General features: G+C 57.0%; 22 protein-coding genes. 14 read left to right on the forward strand and 8 right to left on the reverse strand.

Annotated features, from left to right (window positions below; genetic code table 11):
• Window positions 1-2 precede the first annotated feature (2 nt).
• From AC2FNU_RS00160 to AC2FNU_RS00185, 6 genes are all read left to right on the forward strand, one after another.
• Complete coding sequence (locus AC2FNU_RS00160; protein WP_496784131.1) at window positions 3-1,079, forward strand: branched-chain amino acid ABC transporter permease; 1,077 nt, start codon at window positions 3-5, stop codon at window positions 1,077-1,079.
• A 74-nt stretch (window positions 1,080-1,153) separates the two neighbouring features.
• A complete protein-coding gene (locus AC2FNU_RS00165) occupies window positions 1,154-2,437 on the forward strand; it encodes an ABC transporter substrate-binding protein (protein ID WP_496784132.1) in 1,284 nt (427 codons plus the stop codon).
• A 100-nt stretch (window positions 2,438-2,537) separates the two neighbouring features.
• On the forward strand, window positions 2,538-3,371 hold the full coding sequence (locus AC2FNU_RS00170) for an ABC transporter ATP-binding protein (protein ID WP_496784133.1): 834 nt from the start codon (window positions 2,538-2,540) through the stop codon (window positions 3,369-3,371).
• A 19-nt stretch (window positions 3,372-3,390) separates the two neighbouring features.
• A complete protein-coding gene (locus AC2FNU_RS00175; protein ID WP_496784134.1) occupies window positions 3,391-4,608 on the forward strand; it encodes a phenylacetate--CoA ligase family protein in 1,218 nt (405 codons plus the stop codon).
• 122 nt (window positions 4,609-4,730) lie between these two features.
• Window positions 4,731-6,395, forward strand: coding sequence for an ABC transporter permease (locus tag AC2FNU_RS00180; protein WP_496784135.1), 1,665 nt, complete (start codon window positions 4,731-4,733; stop codon window positions 6,393-6,395).
• Between the two features lie 73 nt (window positions 6,396-6,468).
• Window positions 6,469-6,819 carry a DUF2794 domain-containing protein gene (locus AC2FNU_RS00185; protein ID WP_496784136.1) on the forward strand — a complete coding sequence of 117 codons (351 nt, stop codon included), beginning with the start codon at window positions 6,469-6,471 and terminating at the stop codon, window positions 6,817-6,819.
• Here the strand turns inward: AC2FNU_RS00185 and AC2FNU_RS00190 are convergent.
• The 3 genes from AC2FNU_RS00190 to AC2FNU_RS00200 form a co-directional block, all read right to left on the reverse strand.
• Window positions 6,816-7,553, reverse strand: coding sequence for a C40 family peptidase (locus tag AC2FNU_RS00190; protein ID WP_496784137.1), 738 nt, complete (start codon window positions 7,551-7,553; stop codon window positions 6,816-6,818). The genes AC2FNU_RS00185 and AC2FNU_RS00190 overlap by 4 nt on opposite strands.
• Entirely contained in the window at window positions 7,550-8,932 is a 1,383-nt protein-coding gene (locus AC2FNU_RS00195; protein ID WP_496784138.1) for a leucyl aminopeptidase family protein, read from the reverse strand. Before AC2FNU_RS00195 ends, AC2FNU_RS00190 begins: the two co-directional genes overlap by 4 nt.
• A 63-nt stretch (window positions 8,933-8,995) precedes the next feature.
• A complete protein-coding gene (locus tag AC2FNU_RS00200; protein WP_496784139.1) occupies window positions 8,996-9,385 on the reverse strand; it encodes a hypothetical protein in 390 nt (129 codons plus the stop codon).
• A gap of 144 nt (window positions 9,386-9,529) precedes the next feature.
• Here AC2FNU_RS00200 and AC2FNU_RS00205 point away from each other — a divergent pair, with 144 nt between their 5' ends.
• Entirely contained in the window at window positions 9,530-10,180 is a 651-nt protein-coding gene (locus AC2FNU_RS00205; protein WP_496784140.1) for a carbonic anhydrase, read from the forward strand.
• Between the two features lie 99 nt (window positions 10,181-10,279).
• On the forward strand, window positions 10,280-10,816 hold the full coding sequence (locus tag AC2FNU_RS00210) for an SRPBCC family protein (protein WP_496784141.1): 537 nt from the start codon (window positions 10,280-10,282) through the stop codon (window positions 10,814-10,816).
• A gap of 41 nt (window positions 10,817-10,857) precedes the next feature.
• Here the strand turns inward: AC2FNU_RS00210 and AC2FNU_RS00215 are convergent, their stop codons facing one another.
• Complete coding sequence (locus AC2FNU_RS00215) at window positions 10,858-11,775, reverse strand: endonuclease/exonuclease/phosphatase family protein (protein ID WP_496784142.1); 918 nt, start codon at window positions 11,773-11,775, stop codon at window positions 10,858-10,860.
• Window positions 11,776-12,231: 456 nt separating this feature from the next.
• Here AC2FNU_RS00215 and AC2FNU_RS00220 point away from each other — a divergent pair, with 456 nt between their 5' ends.
• Genes AC2FNU_RS00220 through AC2FNU_RS00230 form a run of 3 tightly spaced genes read left to right on the forward strand, consistent with a single transcriptional unit; the run spans window position 12,232 to window position 13,989 of the window.
• Complete coding sequence (locus AC2FNU_RS00220; protein WP_496784143.1) at window positions 12,232-12,585, forward strand: hypothetical protein; 354 nt, start codon at window positions 12,232-12,234, stop codon at window positions 12,583-12,585.
• Between the two features lie 60 nt (window positions 12,586-12,645).
• Window positions 12,646-13,362, forward strand: coding sequence for a HupE/UreJ family protein (locus tag AC2FNU_RS00225; protein ID WP_171096735.1), 717 nt, complete (start codon window positions 12,646-12,648; stop codon window positions 13,360-13,362).
• A 12-nt stretch (window positions 13,363-13,374) separates the two neighbouring features.
• On the forward strand, window positions 13,375-13,989 hold the full coding sequence (locus AC2FNU_RS00230) for a transmembrane anchor protein (RefSeq protein ID WP_496784144.1): 615 nt from the start codon (window positions 13,375-13,377) through the stop codon (window positions 13,987-13,989).
• A 272-nt stretch (window positions 13,990-14,261) separates the two neighbouring features.
• Here AC2FNU_RS00230 and AC2FNU_RS00235 read toward each other — a convergent pair whose 3' ends face one another.
• The 3 genes from AC2FNU_RS00235 to AC2FNU_RS00245 form a co-directional block, all read right to left on the reverse strand.
• The gene (locus tag AC2FNU_RS00235; protein ID WP_496784145.1) at window positions 14,262-15,284 is read right to left on the reverse strand and encodes an aspartate-semialdehyde dehydrogenase; all 1,023 of its coding nucleotides are present in this window, start codon (window positions 15,282-15,284) and stop codon (window positions 14,262-14,264) included.
• Window positions 15,285-15,387: 103 nt separating this feature from the next.
• A complete protein-coding gene (locus AC2FNU_RS00240) occupies window positions 15,388-16,419 on the reverse strand; it encodes a glycosyltransferase family 4 protein (protein WP_496784146.1) in 1,032 nt (343 codons plus the stop codon).
• Between the two features lie 21 nt (window positions 16,420-16,440).
• Window positions 16,441-17,613 (reverse strand): MFS transporter, encoded by a 1,173-nt coding sequence (locus AC2FNU_RS00245; protein WP_496784147.1) that lies wholly within the window; start codon window positions 17,611-17,613, stop codon window positions 16,441-16,443.
• A gap of 141 nt (window positions 17,614-17,754) precedes the next feature.
• Between AC2FNU_RS00245 and AC2FNU_RS00250 the strand changes: the two genes are divergently transcribed.
• Entirely contained in the window at window positions 17,755-18,897 is a 1,143-nt protein-coding gene (locus tag AC2FNU_RS00250; protein WP_496784148.1) for a DUF3095 domain-containing protein, read from the forward strand.
• A 4-nt stretch (window positions 18,898-18,901) separates the two neighbouring features.
• On the opposite strand, the gene AC2FNU_RS00255 is transcribed toward AC2FNU_RS00250, so the two are convergent.
• Entirely contained in the window at window positions 18,902-19,672 is a 771-nt protein-coding gene (locus AC2FNU_RS00255) for an HpcH/HpaI aldolase family protein (RefSeq protein WP_496784149.1), read from the reverse strand.
• 219 nt (window positions 19,673-19,891) lie between these two features.
• Here AC2FNU_RS00255 and hpaR point away from each other — a divergent pair, with 219 nt between their 5' ends.
• Window positions 19,892-20,326, forward strand: coding sequence for a homoprotocatechuate degradation operon regulator HpaR (hpaR, locus tag AC2FNU_RS00260; RefSeq protein WP_496784150.1), 435 nt, complete (start codon window positions 19,892-19,894; stop codon window positions 20,324-20,326).
• A gap of 593 nt (window positions 20,327-20,919) precedes the next feature.
• Window positions 20,920-21,618, forward strand: coding sequence for a fumarylacetoacetate hydrolase family protein (locus tag AC2FNU_RS00265; protein ID WP_496784151.1), 699 nt, complete (start codon window positions 20,920-20,922; stop codon window positions 21,616-21,618).

A 21,618-nucleotide genomic window follows, 5' to 3' on the forward strand; every position in this document is an offset into this window, starting at 1 on the left:
ACATGTTCTATCGTGAGGCCGGGGATTTCAAAACCTCGTACATTGATGACAGCCAGACCTTCCCGATCAAGTTCGACCGGTACCGGTATTACGTCGTGCTGGCGGTGGCGTTTGGGATCATTCCCTTCATCATCAACGACTATTGGGCCAACGCCTTGCTGTTGCCGTTCCTGATCTATGCGATTGCAGCGATCGGGCTGAACATTCTGGTGGGTTATTGCGGGCAGGTCTCGTTGGGGACCGGTGGGTTCATGGCAGTTGGGGCCTATTCCTGTTACAAACTTATGACGGCCTTTCCGGATGTCAGCATGTTCATCCACGTGCTGCTGGCTGGGGGGATCACGGCCTTGGTCGGCGTGATTTTTGGTCTGCCAAGTCTTAGGATCAAAGGGTTCTATCTGGCCGTGGCCACTCTTGCCGCGCAATTCTTTCTTGTTTGGCTCTTTAACCGAGTGTCGTGGTTTTATAACTATTCCGCCTCAGGTCAGATCAACGCGCCTGAGAGGGATGTGTTCGGCATCATCATCACCGGGCCAAATGCACCGGCCTGGGCCGCTTATCTGTTCTGCCTGATCTTTTTGACCGCCAGCGCCATCATCGCGCGCAACCTGACCCGCGGCACCACGGGCCGGACATGGATGGCGATCCGCGACATGGACATTGCTGCTGAGATCATCGGGGTTAACCCGCTGAAGGCGAAACTGACCGCCTTTGCCGTCAGTTCGTTCTTTGTCGGTATCGCCGGCGCGCTGTTCTTTGCGGTTTATCTGGGCGCGGTTGAGGTCGGCGAGGTCTTCGGCATCCAGAAATCATTCCTGGTGCTGTTCATGGTGATTATCGGCGGATTAGGCTCGATTTTCGGGTCCTTCGCGGGGGCCGCGTTCCTGGTGCTGTTGCCGGTTGTGCTGAAACTGATCGGCGTCGATTTGCTAGGCTGGCCGACGGATATCGTGGCGCACCTGAACCTCGTGATCGTTGGTGCGCTGATCATCATGTTCCTGATCCTCGAACCACACGGGCTGGCCCAATTGTGGCGCGTTGCGAAAGAAAAGCTCAGACTCTGGCCATTCCCGCACTAAGGGGCTGGCCCAAGGAAAAGACAGGCGGAAAGCCTGAAACACAACATCGGATCAATCAAGGGAGGAGACACCCGATGAACAAGAAACTGGCAACCCTGGCGCTGGGCGCTGTGATGGCCGCAGGGCCGGTCATGGCCGACCTTGTGTTCCCGTCGCTCAGCTACCGGACCGGTCCTTACGCTGCGGGTGGTATCCCGTTTGCTGACGGTTACGCCGACTATTTCACCCTGCTGAACGAGCGAGACGGTGGGATCGGTGGCGTTCCGGCCCGCGTGCTGGAATGCGAAACCGGCTATAACACCGAAAAAGGTGTGGAATGCTATGAATCCACCAAAGGCGAAGGCGCGCTGGTGTATCAGCCGTTGTCGACCGGCATTACCTATCAGCTGATCCCAAAAGTGACCGCAGACGGCATTCCGTTGCACACGATGGGCTATGGCCGAACCTCGGCGGCGAACGGTAAAGTGTTCAGCCACGTGTTCAACTATCCCGCCAACTACTGGAACGGCGCGTCAGGCGCGATCAACTATCTGCTGGAAACGAATGGCGGAGACCTGAGCGGCAAGAAGGTTGCACTGGTCTATCACAACTCGGCCTATGGCAAAGAACCGATCCGTACGTTGGAAACACTGGCCGAAAAGCATGGCTATGACCTGACATTGCTGCCGGTTGATCACCCTGGTCAGGAGCAGAAGTCCCAATGGCTGCAAATTCGCCGTGAGAAGCCAGATTTTGTGATCATGTGGGGCTGGGGCGTGATGAACCAGGTTGCGGTTCAGGAAGCTGCTAACATCCGCTTCCCGATGGAAAACTTCATCGGTGTCTGGTGGTCAGGTGCTGAATTCGACGTGCAGCCTGCGGGCGACAAAGCCACCGGTTACAAAGCGCTGACCTTTACCGGTTTGGGCGATGATTACCCGGTTTATGACGATCTGCAGAAATACGTTGTGGATGCAGGTAAGGCCGCAGGTGCGGGCGATCAGCTGGGTACAGTGCAGTATAACCGTGGTCTTTATGCCGCGATGCTTGCCGCTGAAGCGGTGAAAACCGCGCAAGAGATGCACGGCACCGCAGATATCGACGCGTCGATGATGCGCGATGGCATGGAAGCGCTTGAGATCACCAACGCCAAGATGGAAGCGCTGGGCATGGCCGGGTTTGGACCTGAATTCACGGTCTCGTGCGAAAACCACGGTGGTCCGGGTCTTGTCGGTGTTGTCCAGTGGGATGCAGCCGCTGGTACATGGAACCCGGTTCAGGACTTCAAGCCGACTGACGTTGAGGTCATCAACGCGCTGATCGAAGAAGACTCGGCAGCTTATGCGGCGGAAAACAACATCACGCCGCGCTGCGAATAAGCAAACCGCGAAGTCCGGATTTAGGTCGGGCTTCGCAATCTCTCTGGAGCGGCGGTGTTTATTGCCGCTCCCACAGAACAAGGCATGAGGATACGCGCTGATGCTTGATGCGGCACAAACCACGGACGTGCAGGCGGAAACCCTGCTTGAAGTCAACAATATCGAGGTGATCTACAACCATGTGATCCTCGTGCTGAAAGGCGTCAGCCTGACTGTGCCCAAAGGCGGTATTACAGCTTTGCTAGGCGGCAATGGCGCGGGCAAGACAACCACGCTCAAGGCAGTTTCCAACTTGCTGCATTCAGAACGCGGCGAGGTCACAAAAGGATCGATCAAGTATCGCGGTCAAAGCGTGCATGAAAGCGACCCGGCTGATCTGGTGGAAAAGGGTGTCATTCAGGTGATGGAAGGCCGCCACTGTTTTGAACATCTGACCGTCGAAGAAAACCTGCTGACAGGAGCTTACACCCGCAAGGATGGGTCCGCAGCGATCCAGCAGGATCTGGAACTGGTCTATAATTATTTCCCGCGCCTGAAAGAGCGTCGCAAGTCACAAGCGGGCTACACCTCGGGCGGTGAGCAGCAGATGGTTGCCATGGGTCGGGCTTTGATGTCGCGCCCTGAGACGATCCTGTTGGACGAGCCCTCGATGGGTCTTGCACCACAGCTGGTCGAAGAGATTTTCGGCATTGTGAAGGACCTCAATGAGAAAGAGGGTGTGTCCTTCCTGCTGGCCGAGCAGAACACAAACGTTGCCCTGCGGTTTGCACATTACGGATACATTTTGGAATCCGGGCGCGTGGTGATGGATGGCCCTGCTGCCGAACTGCGCGAGAACCCGGACGTGAAGGAATTCTACCTCGGCATGTCAGATGAAGGCCGTAAAAGCTTTCGCGACGTGCGGTCTTACCGCCGCCGCAAGAGATGGCTGTGAACGGATGGAGGATATGGCGATGACCTATTTCGATGCACTCGAAACGCGTTCGGCAGACCAACGTGCCTCCGATCAGGCGGTAGCGCTTGTAGAACAGATCAAGCGCGTGGCATCCGCACCCGGGTTCGCGGCGCATCTGGCGGACACAGACACTAATAAAGTGGTATCCACAGAAGATTTGCCCCTGTTGCCGGTTTTGCGAAAGTCGGACCTGACCCGTGCGCAAGCCGAACGCCCCCCGTTTGGAGGGTTCACGGTGAAACCGGCGCGGCATTTTCATCATGTGTTCCAGTCGCCGGGCCCAATTTATGAACCGGGCAGCACGGATCATGACTGGTGGCGCATGGGGCGGTTCCTGAATGCAGCTGGCGTGGGCGCCGGTGACATTGTGCAGAACTGCTTTGGCTATCACCTGACCCCGGCGGGCATGATCTTTGAAAACGGCGCTCGTGCAGTTGGTGCGGCGGTTCTGCCCGCTGGAACCGGTCAGACCGAGCTGCAGGTGACAGCGGCGCGGGATGTCGGTTGTACGGCCTATGCGGGTACGCCGGATTATCTGAAGGTCATTCTGGACAAAGCGGATGAGATGGGCGTTTCGCTGAACTTCTCGAAAGCCGCTGTTGGAGGCGGGGCGCTGTTTCCGTCATTGCGTCAGGAATATGCGGATCGCGGGATTTCGTGCCTTCAATGTTATGCGACGGCGGATCTGGGTAACATCGCCTACGAAAGCGCAGCGATGGAAGGGATGATCATCGACGAACATGTGATCGTCGAGATTGTGACCCCCGGAACCGGTATTCCGGTCGCCCCGGGTGAAGTGGGCGAAGTTGTCGTGACCTCTTTGAACCCCGATTACCCGCTGATCCGTTTTGCGACAGGCGACCTGTCTGCCGTGATGCCGGGTATGTCGCCTTGTGGCCGCACCAATACAAGGATCAAGGGCTGGATGGGCCGCGCGGACCAGACCACCAAGATCAAGGGTATGTTCGTGCGCCCGGAACAGGTGGCGGCGCTGGTCGACAAACATGACGAGATTGTCAAAGCCCGCGTCATCGCCATGCGTCAAGGCGAGATGGACACGATGACCGTACAAATCGAAAGCGCAGGCGGGGATAACCCGGCCTATGCCAAGTCGGTTGCCGAAGTGCTGAAGCTGAAAGGCGCGATCGAGGTTGTAGCCCCCGGATCACTTCCCAAAGACGGTTTGGTCATCGAGGATCAAAGGGTCTACGAATAGCAGCAAAAAACACGTCTGCGGCGTTAAATGCCGCAGATTTGTTGCCGGGCGCACTGGTGTTTCCGAGCTTTTTGGTCGATTAAAGGCGGACCTTTCGCCTTTGCCAGTCACAAGCCGGGATGATGGCCCAGATCGAATACTCACAAAACGGATCGCGCAATCGTGGCGTACGCGGAACCCGGCTGCTGGCAGGGATCGCTTACCTTGTGGCAGCGGCTTGCCTGTTGCCCATGGTTGCGGTGGTACTGGCAGCGGTGACGGGTGGGACCGACACGATCTCGCACCTGATGGAAACGGTTCTGCCAAGCTATACCGCGACGACCCTGATTCTTGTGGTGCTGGTTGCAACTGGTACGTTTTGCATCGGCACCGGCGCGGCCTGGCTGGTGACGATGACCCGATTTCCGGGTGTGCGGTTTCTTGAGATTGCACTGGTTCTGCCACTGGCCTTTCCAGCTTATGTTCTGGCTTATGCCTACACTTTCATTCTGGACCATCCGGGGATCGTTCAAAGCACATTGCGAGACGTAACGGGCTGGGGTCCGCGCGACTACTGGTTCCCGGAAATACGCTCGACCGAAGGTGCAGCGGTGATGCTGATCCTTGTTCTGTACCCCTATGTCTATCTGCTGGCGCGTGCCGCGTTTCTGCAGCAAAGCGCAACGGCGTTTTTGGCGGCCCGGGCGCTGGGGAACAACCCGTGGCTGGCGTTTCGGCGCGTTTCGTTGCCAATGGCACGGCCGGCGATCGCGGGCGGCGTTCTGTTGGCGGTGATGGAGACCATCGCGGATTTTGGCACCGTTTCGTATTTCGGCGTGCAGACCTTTGCGACCGGTATCTACACCAGTTGGTTTTCCATGGCGGACCGCGCAGCGGCGGCGCAATTGGCGCTGTGCCTTCTGGTCTTTGCCTTGGTCATGGCCGTGGCTGAACGCACCCAACGTGGAAAGGCGAAGTATTATCAGGCAGGAAAACAACATGTCGCGCAACCGGCGGCCGATCTGACAGGCCTGCGCGCCTTCGGGGCCTTTCTGCTGTGTGCGATACCGGTTCTGTTCGGGTTCTTGCTGCCTGTGATCATTCTGGTCGAGATGGGGCTGGAATCGGAACAAAACCTGCTGTCGCGGCGCTATATCGGGTTCATTCAAAACTCGCTGACTTTGGCCGGGACGGCAGCGGTCATCACCGTCTTTGCGGCGATCAGTGTCGGGTTCTTCCAACGACTTAGGCCGGGGCGGGCGTCCTCGGCAACGGCTTATATTGCACGATTGGGATATGCGGTGCCGGGCGGCGTCATTGCGGTGGGTCTGATCGTGCCTTTCGCTGGTTTCGATAACGCGCTGGATGCCTGGATGCGCAAGACCTTCGATGTGTCCACCGGATTGCTGGTCACAGGTTCGATCTGGTTGCTTGTCGCTGCCTATATGGTTCGGTTCCTTGCAGCCGCGCTCAGCGCCTATGAAGGTGGTCAAAGTACGGTGCACGCCAATATGGATGCCGCCGCGCGTTCACTGGGTCAGACACCGCTGGGGACCTTGCGGCGAGTGCATTTGCCTATTCTGACACCATCCCTTCTGACGGCGCTGTTGATCGTTTTCGTGGACGTTATGAAGGAACTGCCCGCCACGCTGATCATGCGACCGTTCAACTTCGATACCTTGGCGGTGCAAGCCTACAGGCTGGCCTCGGACGAGCGGTTGGAAGGCGCGGCTGTACCGTCCTTGGTCATTCTGGCCGTTGGTTTGTTGCCGGTGATCCTGATTTGCCGTCAGGTTGGTCGGCGGTAACACTTCTGCCTGAATTCTTGGATCATAACGCATCAGGCTTGATTCAAACGCGATTTCCGGCAAGGCTGGAGGTATGAATATGCAGCCTCCCAGCCGGTTCTCGGCAAGTGCAGCGCAGATGCCCGTCGCCTTTGACCGGCATGAGATGTCCCAAATCCTGTCCGTTTATGGCCGGATGGTCGCCGCCGGAGAATGGCGGGACTACGGTATCTCGAACCTGCCCGAAATGGCAGTGTTCTCGATCTTCCGGCGCACTGCAGAGCACCCGATCTATCGTGTCGAAAAGCATCCGCGGCTGAGGTCCCGGCAGGGGATGTATTCTGTGGTCGGAATGGACGGTCGTATCCTGAAACGCGGCCACGATTTGCGCGCGGTTCTTCGGGTGTTGGAGCGTAAGCTGATCCGCGCAGTTAAGCCCGATTAGAGCCTATTGTGGGCCGTGACCGGACCATCGCCCTGTGCCTGAATACGCGAAATGGCCTTATCCATAGGTTCAAACACAACCGCCATATGGCTGGCGTTGGCATGCAAAATCATGTTGTCCCCGGATACCCAGGCCACATGACCTTTCCAGAACAACAAATCACCCCTTTGCGCTGCTGACCCTTCGGCGAGTGTCGTGCCCAAAGCACGTTCCTGATCGCCGCTGTCGCCGGGACACGGCACGCCGCAGGCCAAAAGCGCTGCTTGGACAAGCCCGGAACAATCGATCCCAAATCTGCTGTTTCCGCCCCACAAATAGGGTGTTCCAAGGAACAACTCGGCCACTGCGACCGGGTCTTGTGGGGTCTCAGAGATGGGTGCGGTGTGTACCTTGGGAACAAAGCCCAACTCGGTTTCCAGATACCGGTCTGTTTCCGTCAAAACATGGATCTTGCTTCCGAAGCTGAGCGACACCAGATCGCGGCTTTTGAAGTCTGCGTTTTCATAAACATGCGTCGCCGCTGCTTTGATCCAGTGGGTGGCGGCGATGTCATGGGTCAATTGATCGGCACGCACCCATCCGGTGTACCCGTCTTTGTCAGCGATGACCTGGCTCCAGCCATCTTTTTCATCTGTGACCTGAACCGTATCACCGAACAGGACCTGCCTGTCGCGAGGCCCTTCAGGGTCGCGCAAAAGATCGACCACTGGCACGGATATGCGCAGGCGGGTCATAGGCCCAAGATCTCGGGCAAAGCGTTCAGAATCGCGCGCGGTCCTTGACCCAGACCACCCTTGCTGCGCCCGGGTTCTTTGCTGGGCTGCCATGCATAGATGTCAAAATGGATATAGCGGCGTGATCCCACGAACCTGCGCAGAAACAAGGCTGCGGTGATCGAACCCGCAAACCCGCCCGAAGGCGCATTGTCCAGATCGGCGATGCCGGGTTCGATCATTGCCTCGTAAGGTGTATGAAACGGCATACGCCAGACCGGATCAGCCGAAACAACCGCGGCCTTGGACAGAGCCGACGCACAAGTTTCATCATCGGTATAGAACGGAGCAAGATCAGGGCCTACGGCGACGCGCGCCGCGCCGGTCAGCGTGGCCATCGAGATCACCAGATCGGGCTCACCCTCATCCGCCAGTGTCAGCGCGTCGGCCAGAACCAAACGCCCTTCCGCGTCGGTGTTGTTGATCTCAACCGTCAGGCCCTTGCGCGAGGTCAGGATATCCCCAGGCCGGAAGGCGTTGCCCGCAACCGCGTTCTCGACAGCCGGGATCAGGACGCGCAGTTTCACCGGCAAATCCAACGCCATGATCATGCGTGCCAACCCAAGCACATTGGCGGCCCCGCCCATGTCTTTTTTCATCAGGCCCATCGAAGCGCCCGGTTTCAGGTTCAGCCCCCCTGTGTCAAAACACACGCCCTTGCCCACAAGCGTCAGTTTGGGGCCGCTGTTGCCCCAGTTCAGTTCAATCAGTCGCGGGGCCTGATCCGCGGCGCGCCCGACCGTGTGGATCATCGGGAAGTTCTGATCCAACAGCGCGTCACCCAGGATAACGGTGCACGCAGCCCCAAACTCCTCGCCCAAGGACTTGACCGCCTGCTGCAACTGCTCGGGTCCCATATCTGACGCCGGTGTGTTGACCAGATCGCGTGTCAAAGCTTCGGCCTGCACCATTGCTTCGATACGCGCCGCGTCGATCCCATCCGGTGCGACCAAAGCCGCCGATCCGCCGGAGTGTGAGGCATAGCGATCAAAGGCGTAACCAGACATCAGCCAGCCAAAACACTCAACCTCTAACCGATCCGAGGAAAGGCCGGATTCGATGTGATAAGTTCCTTCCGGCAGAGACAAGGCGGCAGCGGCCAGTGGGAACCGTTTGCGCGCGCGCTTTTCGTCGGTTCCGTATCCAGCCAGTGCCATCTCTGCTGTGCCAGTTGCATCTGGAACCAGCAAAGTCTGACCCAGAGCCGCTGAAAACCCGTTAACTGCGACCCAGGATTGCACATGCTGCCTCTGCTCTTGCAGCCACGCCTCAAGGTCAGGTTGGGCGATTACATGAAGCGGTATCGAGGTGTCGGAGGAGGCGGCAAAGGACAGGGTCATATGTGTCTCAGCAGTTGATTTCTGAGCCCAGACTAGCCGCGCCTGATCCACCTGCAACCCCTGTCAGACGGAAAGATCCTGCTGATCCCACACAGCCGTCAGAGAGCGTTCACCGACGCGGATCATCCGCCCCAATGTTGCACCCACTGCCACCGCATCTCCTGCGTCGACGGTTTGGGCCACATCAGCGGCTACACGCGCCAGCGCCGTCATCCCGACCTGCTCAGAGATCGCGACCAGCGATTTGGCACATTTGCGAAGATCGGCCCATTCGCGATGCCGCCAGTGCCGTTCGCAGTTTGAAAGGCGTACCGCCAGTTCTTCAACCGTGCGGCACAGCACGTCCAGCGCGTTCTTGTCCCCCAATTGGCGGTAGAGCCCGTTGAGTTGATCCGGGTCCAGCCGGACGGATTCTTTGTGTTCAAGCGTTGTAATCTTATCCACCACATTCACCCTAGTTCTGACGCCCCCACGGCGTGGGTCTGATACTGGAGGTAAATTCCTTTGCAAAACCTTGCGGGGAAATCGGATAATGGCTCGAATTTTCCTTGAATTCGGTTTAGAGCGTCCTAAAGCGAGAAGAACTGGGACATTGTAATGGACTTTGCCAAGCCTTTGCCGACCTATCTGGTCAAGCGGTATCACGGGTGGAAAGCCACAACTTATTCCGAGAACCAGGTTTGGTACAAACGGTTGGCAGAAGAGGGGCAACGCCCCCGCGCGATGGTGATTTCCTGCTGCGACAGCCGGGTTCATGTGACTTCGATGTTCGGGGCCGACCAGGGTGATTTCTTTATTCACCGTAACATCGCAAATCTGGTTCCACCCTACGCGCCTGATGGTGATCACCATGGCACCAGCGCCGCGATTGAATACGCGGTCACCGCGTTGAAAGTCGCGCATTTGATCGTTCTGGGTCATTCGCAATGCGGCGGTGTTCAGGGGTGCATAGACATGTGCAAGGGCGAAGCGCCGCAACTGGAGGCCAAAGAAAGCTTTGTTGGTCGCTGGATGGACATTCTAAAACCAAAATATGGGCTGGTTGCGGACATCGAAGACCCGGTCGATCAAGCCAGACAGTTCGAACGGCAGGCGGTTGTGGCATCTCTGGAAAACCTTATGACCTTCCCGTTTATCTCAGCGGCGGTCGAAGAGGGCGCGCTGAGCCTGCATGGTTTGTGGACAGATATCGGCGCGGGTGGCCTGGAATGTTATGACCCCCATCAGAAGAAATACGTTCCGGTCTGACATCAATCTGACATCGAAGAAACGAAACGCATTCCGGTTCTGATTCAGAGCCGCAATCCTGTATGATACATGTATGCGTTTCGAGTTTCGGAGATTGAGATGAAAGTGTTTTTGCGCATTCTTGCCGGATTGGGCCTGCTTGTTGTCGCATTGATCGCGGTGTCATATCTGTTGCCTGGCAAGGCCGAAGTGTCCCGCAGCATCACCATCAATGCCCCTGCCGAGGCGATCTTTCCCTACGTGAATTCCATGCAAGAGACCGAGCAATGGTCCCCCTGGCTGCACCGTGATCCTGACACCCAACTTACCTATTCCGGACCCGAAAGTGGCGTTGGGAACACTCTGAACTGGGCCTCGGACCATCCGCAGGTTGGCACCGGTTCGCAGGTGATTGTCGAAAGCGTTGAGAACCAAAGTGTCCAAACGGAACTGGATTTCGGTCCGATGGGGACGGCCTCGGCGTCATTCACATTGGAACCGGACGGGAGCTCGACATTGGTGACCTGGGGGTTCGAGTCTGATTTGGGACTCAATCCGATGTCCAGATGGATGGGGCTGATGATGGATAAGTGGGTCGGCGACGACTACCAGCGCGGCTTGACCAATTTGAAAACGCTGGCCGAAAACAACACGTGATCAAGCGTGATCAACTCGCCCTAAACAGCAGTGTTTAGACACTATTCAATACGAAATCGAGCGAGTTTCCCAAGGTGATCCGATCCCATGAACGGGCGCAGCTCGACCGTTCCGGTTGTGCCTTTGGGAAACAGCAGGTTGTCTATCGGCAAAGGCACCTTCCAACTGCCGAGGTTATGCGTGTTCAGCGCAGTTCCGAAACTTTGATTGTCTGCCGCCGCCGCAATCCTTTGGACGCTGGCCCCCCAAGGCACCATATTGAAATCCCCTGCGATCAGGACAGGGCCGTCCAGATCCGCGATGCGATCCGCGATAACCTGACTTTGTTGGGCCTGATCGTAGGGAAACGGCCAATTCAGGTGCACCGATACGATCCAGACCGCGGTTCCATCGGGGGCCTCGACCTGTACGCCGACCAATCCACTGCCCTTGAGGCAAAACTCCGAGTTTTCCACGATAGGCAGTGTCGTCAGGATGGCAACGCTTTGCTCAGGTCGAAAGTTGCACACGGCCTTGGATGGGTAGTGTTCGAAGAGGTTGTTCATGTATTTTTGGTTGTGACTGGATACTTCTTGCAAAGTCACGATCTGGGCGTTGGAGGCGATGATATCGTCCGCCAAGGGATATCGCGGCCACGCTTTGCTCATCAGATTCTTTTGGTACAGCGTCAGGCAGGTTCCATTGCATTCCACAGACGGTGCAGCATAGCTGACGGCAATGGAGCCGAGAGCTATTACAGCAACAGCCAAGGTTGTCAGAGCCATGTATTTTGCGCGCAAGTAGAGCAACAACGCGGCACACGGCAAAAGCAAAACCCCCGCCTGCGGACGCAGCAGGGCAATCGAGTCTCCCGCCGCAAAAAGCTGTCCGGTAAAGCCAAAAACGACAAGCGCCATCAGAATACACGCGCATCCGACGGTCAGAGTTCTGCCAATTCTGCGTATGGTCGGAACCTGCATGCTCTGCCTCAGCCACCTTGCGCGGGACACTGCCTTTAGGGTGTTGGGTTACATCCGCCGCAGTCAAGGTTCTGTATTTAGGTGGCAAGCGAGCCTGCCTTTGTCAACAGGTTGGGGGAACCTAGCGCGTTCAGGACCGGTCTTTGAATACGTTTCGTTTGGAGACCGACGAGTATGGTTGATGAGTCAGTAGGTGCTGATCGAGAGGAAAGGGAGGTTGGAAGTGGAACCGTACGAGGGGCGAGGTCCGTTTGGAGCCGATCGTGACCGATGCTGCAAGATGAACGAATGGCAGCTATGCGGAGTTATCGCTTCGGGTGCCGTGACAGGCCCAAGGTAGCCCAATCTATACGATGGTCTGTTGTCCGGAATTGACCACGTGGCGCACACTACGGTAGAAGTTAACAAAATCATGGCGGCCGCATAAAGGCTGCGAGCACCGGGCAGACAGATGTGATGAAACAGGCTTACGAGCACATTCAGAGAGTTGGCTTGGCTGCCCTCTGTCTCGCGTTGGTCGTTTGGTTCGTCACGCCATCATTCTCTCACGCTCCGGCGGTTTTTGAGACGATCCAAGACCATCTGGAAATGGTCGAGGATCATGGCCATTCGCACGGGTTCGAGGAAGACCTTTTTTGGGCAATGCACGGCCATAGCCACGATGTGGCCGATCATGACCACAACCAAGCGTTCCTTTCCAGTGGTCCCGGCACCGCTCCTGAATTGCATATAGGCGAGGCGTGGCTACGGCTGCCTTCAGTCAACGGCCCCACCCGTAAGTTCCGTATAGACCGACCTCCGCGCGTTTGATCGGCACTGCGCGGCTCTCGCGCACTACTGATCAATCCAACTACTGAGCGGAGTTAATCCATGAGAACCCTCAATGAGGGCGTCAGGCGCAGTTCTAAGCGTCTCGCGTTCTTCATCCTGTCCATGTTGCTGCTATCGACAAGCGCAGCATTGGCACATGATGTTACGCCCGGCGATGCTGGCTACATCCAAGAAATCTGGGGCGTGCACATCATCCCCTTCATGTATCTCGGTGCCAAACATATGGTGACAGGCTACGACCATATCCTGTTCCTCCTTGGCGTCGTCTTCTTCCTCTATCGGTCGAAAGACGTTGCAGTCTACGTGAGCCTCTTTGCAGTGGGGCATTCCATCACGATGCTTGCAGGCGTCTGGTTTGGCTGGGGTATCAGTTCATACATTGTCGATGCCATCATCGGGCTGTCGGTAGTCTACAAGGCGCTCGACAACCTTGGGGCCTATCAACGCTGGTTTGGCTTCCAGCCTAACACCAAGGCGGCGACTTTCATCTTCGGCCTGTTTCACGGCACTGGCTTGGCCACGAAGATACTGGACTACCAGATCGCACCTGACGGGCTTCTGCCCAACCTTCTCGCGTTCAATGTTGGCGTCGAGATCGGTCAACTGCTGGCACTCGCAGCCATCCTCATCGTCATGGGGTACTGGCGAAAGAGCGCCAAGTTCTTCGAACAAGCCTACACCGTCAATGTCGTCATGATGACCATCGGCTTTGTGCTGATGGGGTACCAACTCACTGGCTACTTCGTGGCCGCATAAGGAACAGCACAGATGTTTAATGCAAAGAAACCGAGCCTCGAAGAGTTACCAAGCTCAGCCCAGCTCCTTCGGTCTACCATCATCGCCGCTGTCAGCGCCGTGGCGATACTGATCGCCGTAGTGCTGCCTGCGGAATACGGGATCGACCCAACGGGTGCAGGCCGCGTGCTTGGCCTGACTGAGATGGGTGAAATCAAGCAGGAACTGGCGGATGAAGCAGAACAAGACCAACAGCTTCACGGGGCTGATCAGTCGTCCAGTCTATGGGATAACGTGTTCGGTCTGTTTGTTGGCACAGCGCACGCTCAAGAAGCGTGGCAGGACACAATCACGTTCACGCTTGAACCGGGTGAGTTCACCGAGATTAAGGCAACCATGGAGGAGGGCGAGACCCTGTTCTACTCTTGGGTGGCCGAAGGTGGTCGTATCAACTTCGACCTCCACGCACATGCGGGCGACCAAAACGTGACCTACGAGAAGGGGCGCGGTCAAACCGAAGGCGAGGGTAGCTTTGAAACTCCCTTCGCCGGTGATCACGGCTGGTTCTGGCGCAATAGGGACGATGATCCAGTAACAGTCACGCTCAACCTGAATGGTGCTTACTCGAACATTGTTCGAAGCGAGTGATATCGCAAGCCGCGCATCAAAACAGTGGTGCACGGCATCAATGCGGTCATTCGCTGCTTTGCTGTCAACGGTCGTTTGGTCCGCATCGCTGCCATCCGTCGCACTATGAACCGCAAGTCCGGTGAATGTCAGCTTGGAGGCTAATTGCCTTGCCACGAAAAAATGTAGGCGCAGCTAGAGCCAGTTTCGGTTTGCAATCTGGGCTTACAGAAACAAAAAACCCGCTGACCAAACAGCGGGTTTCCTTTTTTGTCTTAGAAAGGATTGAACCGTCAACCCTTTTTCAGAACCTCACGGCCCAGCAACTCGGCAATTTGTACGGCGTTCAAAGCCGCACCCTTGCGCAGGTTGTCCGAGACGCACCACAGGTTGATGCCGTTTTCCACGGTCGAATCCTGACGGATGCGGCTGATGAATGTGGCAAAGTCGCCCGCGCATTCGATGGGCGAGACGTAACCACCGGCCTCGCGCTTGTCGATCACCATGATGCCTGGTGCTTCGCGCAGGATGTCGCGGGCTTCGTCTTCGTCCAGGAATTCTTCGAACTCGATATTTACGGCCTCGGAATGGCCGACAAAAACCGGTACGCGGACACAGGTGGCTGTAACCTTGATCGACGGATCGACGATCTTTTTGGTCTCGACAACCATCTTCCACTCTTCCTTGGTCGAGCCGTCTTCCATGAAGACGTCGATTTGGGGAATGACGTTGAACGCGATCTGCTTCTGGAACTTCTTCGGCTCAACTTCGGTTGTCGGGTTGTAGATGGCTTTGGTCTGATCCCAAAGTTCATCCATGCCTTCCTTACCGGCACCCGACACCGACTGATAGGTCGACACAACAACGCGCTTGATCTTGGCGCGGTCATGCAGCGGCTTCAGCGCGACAACCATCTGCGCGGTCGAGCAGTTGGGGTTGGCGATGATGTTCTTGTTTTTATAGTCGTGGATCGCCTCGGGGTTACATTCCGGCACGATCAGCGGAATGTCCGGGTCATAGCGATAAAGCGACGAGTTATCGATCACCACGCAGCCCGCAGCTGCGGCCTTGGGGGCATAGGTCTTGGTGGCGTCCGAGCCGATGGCGAACAACGCCATGTCCCAGCCGGTGAAGTCAAACGTGTCGATGTCCTGGGTCGTCAGTGTCTTGTCGCCAAAGCTTACCTCGGTCCCCAGCGAACGACGGCTTGCCAGAACAGCAAGTTCATCGACCGGGAACTGGCGTTCCGCCAGGATGTTCAGCATTTCGCGGCCCACGTTACCCGTGGCGCCGGCGACAACGACGCGATAGCCCATTTCATGTCTCCAAAGTTAAGGACGCGCGTTCATAGCTGCGTTGCGGCGAAGAAAAAAGGGCTTTTGGCGCGGAATCGAACGTTTGACGTCGAATTGAAGCGCTTCAGGCGCTCAGAAGTCGCTGGTAGAGCGCAACCAACGTCTCTGCCTCACCGTGAATATCGAAATTCTGTTCGACATGGGCGCGGGCGGCCTGGCCAGACTGTGCAAGGGAATCACGGTTTTCCAGCATCTCCGCCGCTGCATCGGCCAGCGCGGGAATGTCGTCAGGGGCTACGATACGGCCCAGTGACGGGTCAGTCACGATCTCGGAAAACGCGCCAACATCCGTGGCCACAACCGGCACGCCGCAGGCCATGGCTTCAAGCGGGGTGAGCCCGAACCCCTCCCACCGTTGGGGCGCGATGAACAGGTCCAGAACCTGATACCATTCGGCAATCTGATCGACCGTGACCTCGGGCATGAACAGGATGCGATCAGACAGTCCCGCCTTTGCAACCTTGTCTTTCAGCTCGGCCAGAAATGCGGTGTGCTTCTCGGTGGCCCGACCCATGACGATGCCTGACACGTCGTCGAACCGCCCGCATAGATCGATCATCGCGCTGACAAAGGCATCCGTACCTTTTTGATGTCGGATGCGGCCGTAGCATCCCAAAAGCAGCCCGTCCGGCAGATCCAGTTTTGCCCGAACGGCGGCCTTGTCCTCTGGGGGCGCAAAGTCCTCAAGGTTGATGCCATGCATGACAACCTGCGCGTCGCGCTCAAGATACCCGGCGGTTTTTTGCGACGTCGCTACAATCGCGTCCATCTTACCGATCAGCCATTTGGTGTAGCCTGTATGGGGGCGTTGGGATGCGCTTGTGAACAGCAGTTTGAGTTTCAGGCGGAACACATTCCGCAGGATCAGGCCCAGCAGCATCTCGGTGTTGCGGCGGGCATGCCAAACGCGTGTTGGACGGCGTGACAGAAAGGGCAGGCGGCCCAGCGGGATATGCGGGATGTCGTCCGGCAGGCCCGGACCCGTGGCTGCAATGTCGATGGAGTGTGCCTGCAGCGGAACCAGCCTTGCGATGGTTGCGGTCACGCCCGAAAGCCTGCGTTTCAGATTTGGGGCTATGACGACGGGGTCTTTCACCGGGCTCTCCTGATGGCTGCGTCAGTCGACACTATCCCGGCTGAATAGATAGATCACGCAACCAATGGCAAGCGCTATGGCAAAAAACCCGAATATCGCCGTGTAAGGCGCGGTTGGCCCTGTTTGGACAGTGGCGGCATGGATTCGGCCGGTCACGAACTGAGCGACACCTACACCGCCGATCCCGAACAGGTTCAGAAGCGTCACGCCACGGCCGACCAGATGCGGCGGAACGAAAGCCCGCCCATGGGCCATGATGACGGGAAAGCTGGCCCCGACAAAGCCAATGACGGCCAGCAGCAGAACAGACAGCCAGATTGCGTTGTCAATCCACAGGCATAGCAAAGTCAACGCTGCGGCACCCAGAGCATTACCTGCAAAAATAACCCATTTTCGGGTGCCAAATACGCGATCCAACGGCCCGTAGACAAAAGTGCCAGCAATCATTGCGGCCCCCATGATCAGAGTCGCGGTACCGATTTGCGTCGTGCTTAATCCGAAGACATCGTTCAGATACGGCCCGGCCCAAAGGCCACGCAAGGCGGCAGAGGGTGCATATGCGACCAACATCAGCGGTAAAATCAGCCAAAGCGCGGGCTCTTTCAAAAGGTCCAGCAAAGATCCTTTGTGGTCCGTATCGACCTGCGCAGGGTCGCGTACGGTCAGCCAAATGCCAATGGCAATGGTCGCGGAAATCACCGCCAGACCAACCATCGTGGCGCGCCACCCCATCCACTCTGCGGCAAGCGCTGTCGGGTATGATGCCACAAGATTACCAACAGACCCCACACCCAGCATCACAGCGGCCAGTGTGGCAAACCGAGCCGGAGGGTATTCGCGGGCGAAGATGAAATATGAGGCCATAAGAACCGGTGAGCACCCGACACCGATCAGCCCCATGGCAATGCTGATATGCACGGGCGAGGAAGCGATTGCAAAAACTCCGGCCCCTCCTGCGCCGCCGATCAGCAACAGAACCGCCGTGGTCAGCCGAGGGCCAACCTTGTCCAGTGCCCAGCCGACCGGGATTTGCATTGCTGCAAAAACCAAGAACCAAAGGCCCGAGGCAAACGCCAAATCCTCAGGCGTTGCACCGATGTCCTGTTCCAGATCGAGGCTGAGAACTGCCAAGAATGCGCGGAAAAACTGACTGAGCACGTAACCCAGGCATAGAACCACCAAACCTGCCTGCATCATCTGCCCCTTTTTTTGCCCGACCAAGGGAAAGGCTTGGCATGTCATGATGCAACGCACAAGCGTGTGTAGTATATTTCAGAAAGAGGACTTCGACCGAAGTCCAACTAATTTACATCTATCATTGATTTGAGGGGGACCATGAAAGACCTCCATTCCGAGTTTTACGAAAACCTTCCCCTATTGCGGGATTTTACCTTAGTTGCAGATCCGGCACGGTTTTCGGCTGTCCCGGATGATTGGGTTTTGGGTGTTGCGGATATCGTCGATTCAACCGGTGAAATCGCGCGGGGCCGGTACAAAACCGTTAACACGGTCGGTGCCGCCGTGATTTCAGCGATGATCAACGCCATGGACGGCAAGCTGTTCCCGTATGTCTTTGGTGGTGACGGTGCCGGTTTCGCAGTGCCACCCAGTCAGGTCGAAGCGGCACGCAATGCTTTGGCCGCCTTGCGGCGCTGGGCAGAGGAAGAGTTTTCCATGCCCCTACGCGCAGCATTGGTGTCGGTGGCAGATATCCGAGCTGCCGACCGAGACTTGCGCGTGGCACGCTATGCGCCATCAACCGGTGTAGATTACGCAATGTTTTCAGGTGGCGGCTTGGCTTGGGCCGAGGCTGAGATGAAAGCAGGTCGCAATATGGTTGAGCTTGCCGAACCAGGGGTGCAGCCGGATCTGACTGGCCTGTCCTGCAGATGGTCCAACAGTACAGCGCGGCATGGTCAGATCGTCTCGCTGGTTGTGGAGCCCACGCCATCGGCCACAGAACGTGACTTTGCCGATTTGGCCCAATCTGTGTTGTCCGCGTCGGAGCAGCTGGAGCGCGCGGGTCATCCCGTGCCCGAGAACGGCCCGCCCATGAAATGGCCACCACCGGGCTTAGAGATTGATGCGCATGTGTCGCGCAACGGTCGGAATATGATGCTGCAAAAAATCGTTTTGCTGTTTCAGAATCTGCTTATTGCGATCCTTTTTAGATCTGGAAAACGCATGGGCCAGTTCGAGCCGGACCACTACAAGCACATGGTCAGCAGCAATGCGGATTTTCGCAAGTTTGATGACGGATTGAAAATGACGCTGGATTGCGACCCATCCACGCTGAAGCGTATCGAACAGATGCTGGAAGAGGCGCGGGCGCGCGGCAAGATCAAGTATGGCCTGCACGCACAAGACGAAGCGATGATGACATGCATTGTGCCGTCAGCCACGCGTGACGACCACATGCACTTTGTTGATGGCGCGTCCGGCGGGTATGCTCAGGCCGCTGCAGCCATGCGCGCCTGAAAGCTCACTCTTCCTTCCACTGCTCCGACAGTGAACGTGCCGCCTGCGCCAGCAGCATCACGTCTATGCCAACGGCCAGGAACTGCGCCCCCATATCCTTATAGGCCTGCCGTGCTTCGTCATTTGTTGCAAGGATGCCCGGTGCTTTGCCGGCGGCCTTGATCCGCGCCAAAGCGTCACTGATGACCTCGCGCATTTCGGGCGCAGCGCTGTCGCCCTGATACCCCATGTCGGTGGACAGGTCTGCTGGGCCGATGAACACACCATCAACGCCGTCGACTTGCAGGATGTCATCCAATGCAGCCAATCCCGCGCGGGTTTCAACCTGCAACAGCAAACAGATCTCTTGATCTGCCGTCTGGATGTAGTCCGAGACCGATCCATACATCGTCGCCCGTGACGCCATCGCGCCTACGCCACGCATACCGGTTGGAGGATAGCGACACGCGCGAACCAGTTCGCGGGCCTGTTCGGCGCTTTCGACGATCGGGACCAGAACGGTCTGCGCCCCGGCATCCAGAACCATCTTGATCAACCACGTCTCGCCAATTGGAATGCGGACCACCGGATGTGACGGGCTGGCGTCCAAAGCCATCAGCTGATCCCGGATCGAGCGGATGTCGTTCGGGGCGTGTTCCCCGTCAATCACCAACCAATCGAAGCCTGCGGTGCCCATGATCTCAGCTGTGACTGGTTCAGCAAAACTCATCCAGCATCCAATCTGGGTTTTTCCCTGTTTTAGAGCCTTTTTGAAGGCGTTTTTCGGGGCAGCCATTGGGTCTCTCCTTGTCACGTATCCAAGGTTTTCAGAGGGCTCCGGTTGGGCCCTTTGCGCATCTTCTCTGATGATTTTGAATTGTCCAGCCGGAATGTGAAACTGTTCAAGGCGTTGTCGAGTATGACAGTGCCGTCTGTTGTCGTGACTGGGTCAGGTGGTTTAACCGGATGGTGAGGTTTGCTTGCGAAAAAGCTGAATTTCGGCGATAATTTTACCATGACCGACGACCTTCCTCTGACGTCGCGATCTTTGCCCATTGCGCTGTTGCGCGCACGGGAAAAGGTTATGGGACCCATCCGTGCCATGCTGGCTGACGCCGGTGTCACCGAACAGCAATGGCGCGTGTTGCGGGTTTTGAACGAAGAAGGTCCGCAGGAACCCACTCATATAGCCGACCGCGCCTGTCTGTTGCTGCCCAGTCTGACGCGAATTTTGCAGAAACTTGAGCAGCGCGGCCTGATTTCAAGGCGGTCTCATCCTGCGGATCGCCGCCGCCAGATTATCGAGATCAGCACAACTGGCGTTCAGATCATTCGCGCCAACCTGTCTGTGAGTACCGCCCAGGCAGAACGCATTCGGTCTCAGCTTGGGCCCGAAAAGCACGAGCTGTTGCTGGATCTTCTGAATGACTTGAAGGATCTCGAAACTTAAATAACGGCTGTTTTGCGCAACGTGCTCAGGGACCCCGCCGGAGAATGTAGGGGGATTTCTCCGACGGGGCGGCCAGACTCGGACTGGATTATGTGCCTGGCCCGAGGCCGGTTGCGTCACGTGTAGCCTGACGGTCCGGCCTGCGCTTCGGAGTGTGTGCCGAGCCAAAAATAAGGCTCTAAACAAGGCATTTTTCCCAAGGGGCGGGAGGATGCCTTTGCTCTCCGAAATAGGTGTTGCCAAATGCCGACCGATGAGTGGTTCTGCAAGTGGTTCCCTAAAGTCACCCAGACAGGTCAATTTGTCATGGGTTCAGGTTCTAGTTCTGAGCAGTTGCGATGTCGACTGCGACACCATACACGTAAAGAGATAGTTCAACTTATGCCTGAGCCAAGTCGCATGTTTTCTTCCCCTGATGATGTCATAAAGACGGACGTGAAATTGCTTGGAAACGGGCTTTGTGCTGGCCCCCGGGATTAGGCGGGTTCGCGCTGAAAAACGGCGAATGCTTTGGCGAATTCTGGCGTGTTTTCCGGTATTGCTGATCGGTCCGACGCTCGTAATATGAAGCAGCGCAATTGTCAGAGAGCACCATGTCAAACAACCTTTTTTCCCTTCCTGACCCGGTCACTATCCCTGTCATCGGTGCAACGGCCGAGTATCCCGTTGGGCGCATTTTCTGCGTCGGCCGGAACTATGCCGCCCACGCGGCTGAAATGGGAAACGAAGTTGATCGCGAAGCGCCGTTCTATTTCACCAAGTCCGCGGCAAACGCAGTTTTGTCCGGCGCAAAGGTTCCGTACCCTGCCGGCACCGAGAATTATCACCATGAAATGGAACTGGCGTTGGCGATTGGGAAGCCAGTGTTCCGCGCGAGCAGTACACAGGCTTGGGACGCCGTATACGCATATGGCTGCGCCCTCGACATGACCCGGCGTGACTTGCAGATACGTGAGCGGAACAAGCAGCGCCCTTGGGATCTGGGTAAAGATGTCGAAAACGGCGCTGTATTTGCCCCTTTGACGCTGGCGGAAGATTGGTCTCCGGATGAGGATAAGCACATCCGGCTTCGCGTGAATGGGGAAATACGTCAGGATGCGACGCTTGAGGAACTGATCTGGAAGATTGATGAAATCATCTGCCATCTGTCCGGCTTTTATCACCTGCGCCCTGGCGATCTGATCCTGACCGGCACGCCTGCGGGTGTTGGGTCGGTTGTAGCGGGTGACTTTCTGAGCGGTGAGATTGACGGGCTCGCACCGATCGAATTGACACTCACGGACGCAGAATAG

It is taken from the genome of Ruegeria sp. BHSB064 (assembly GCF_059613205.1).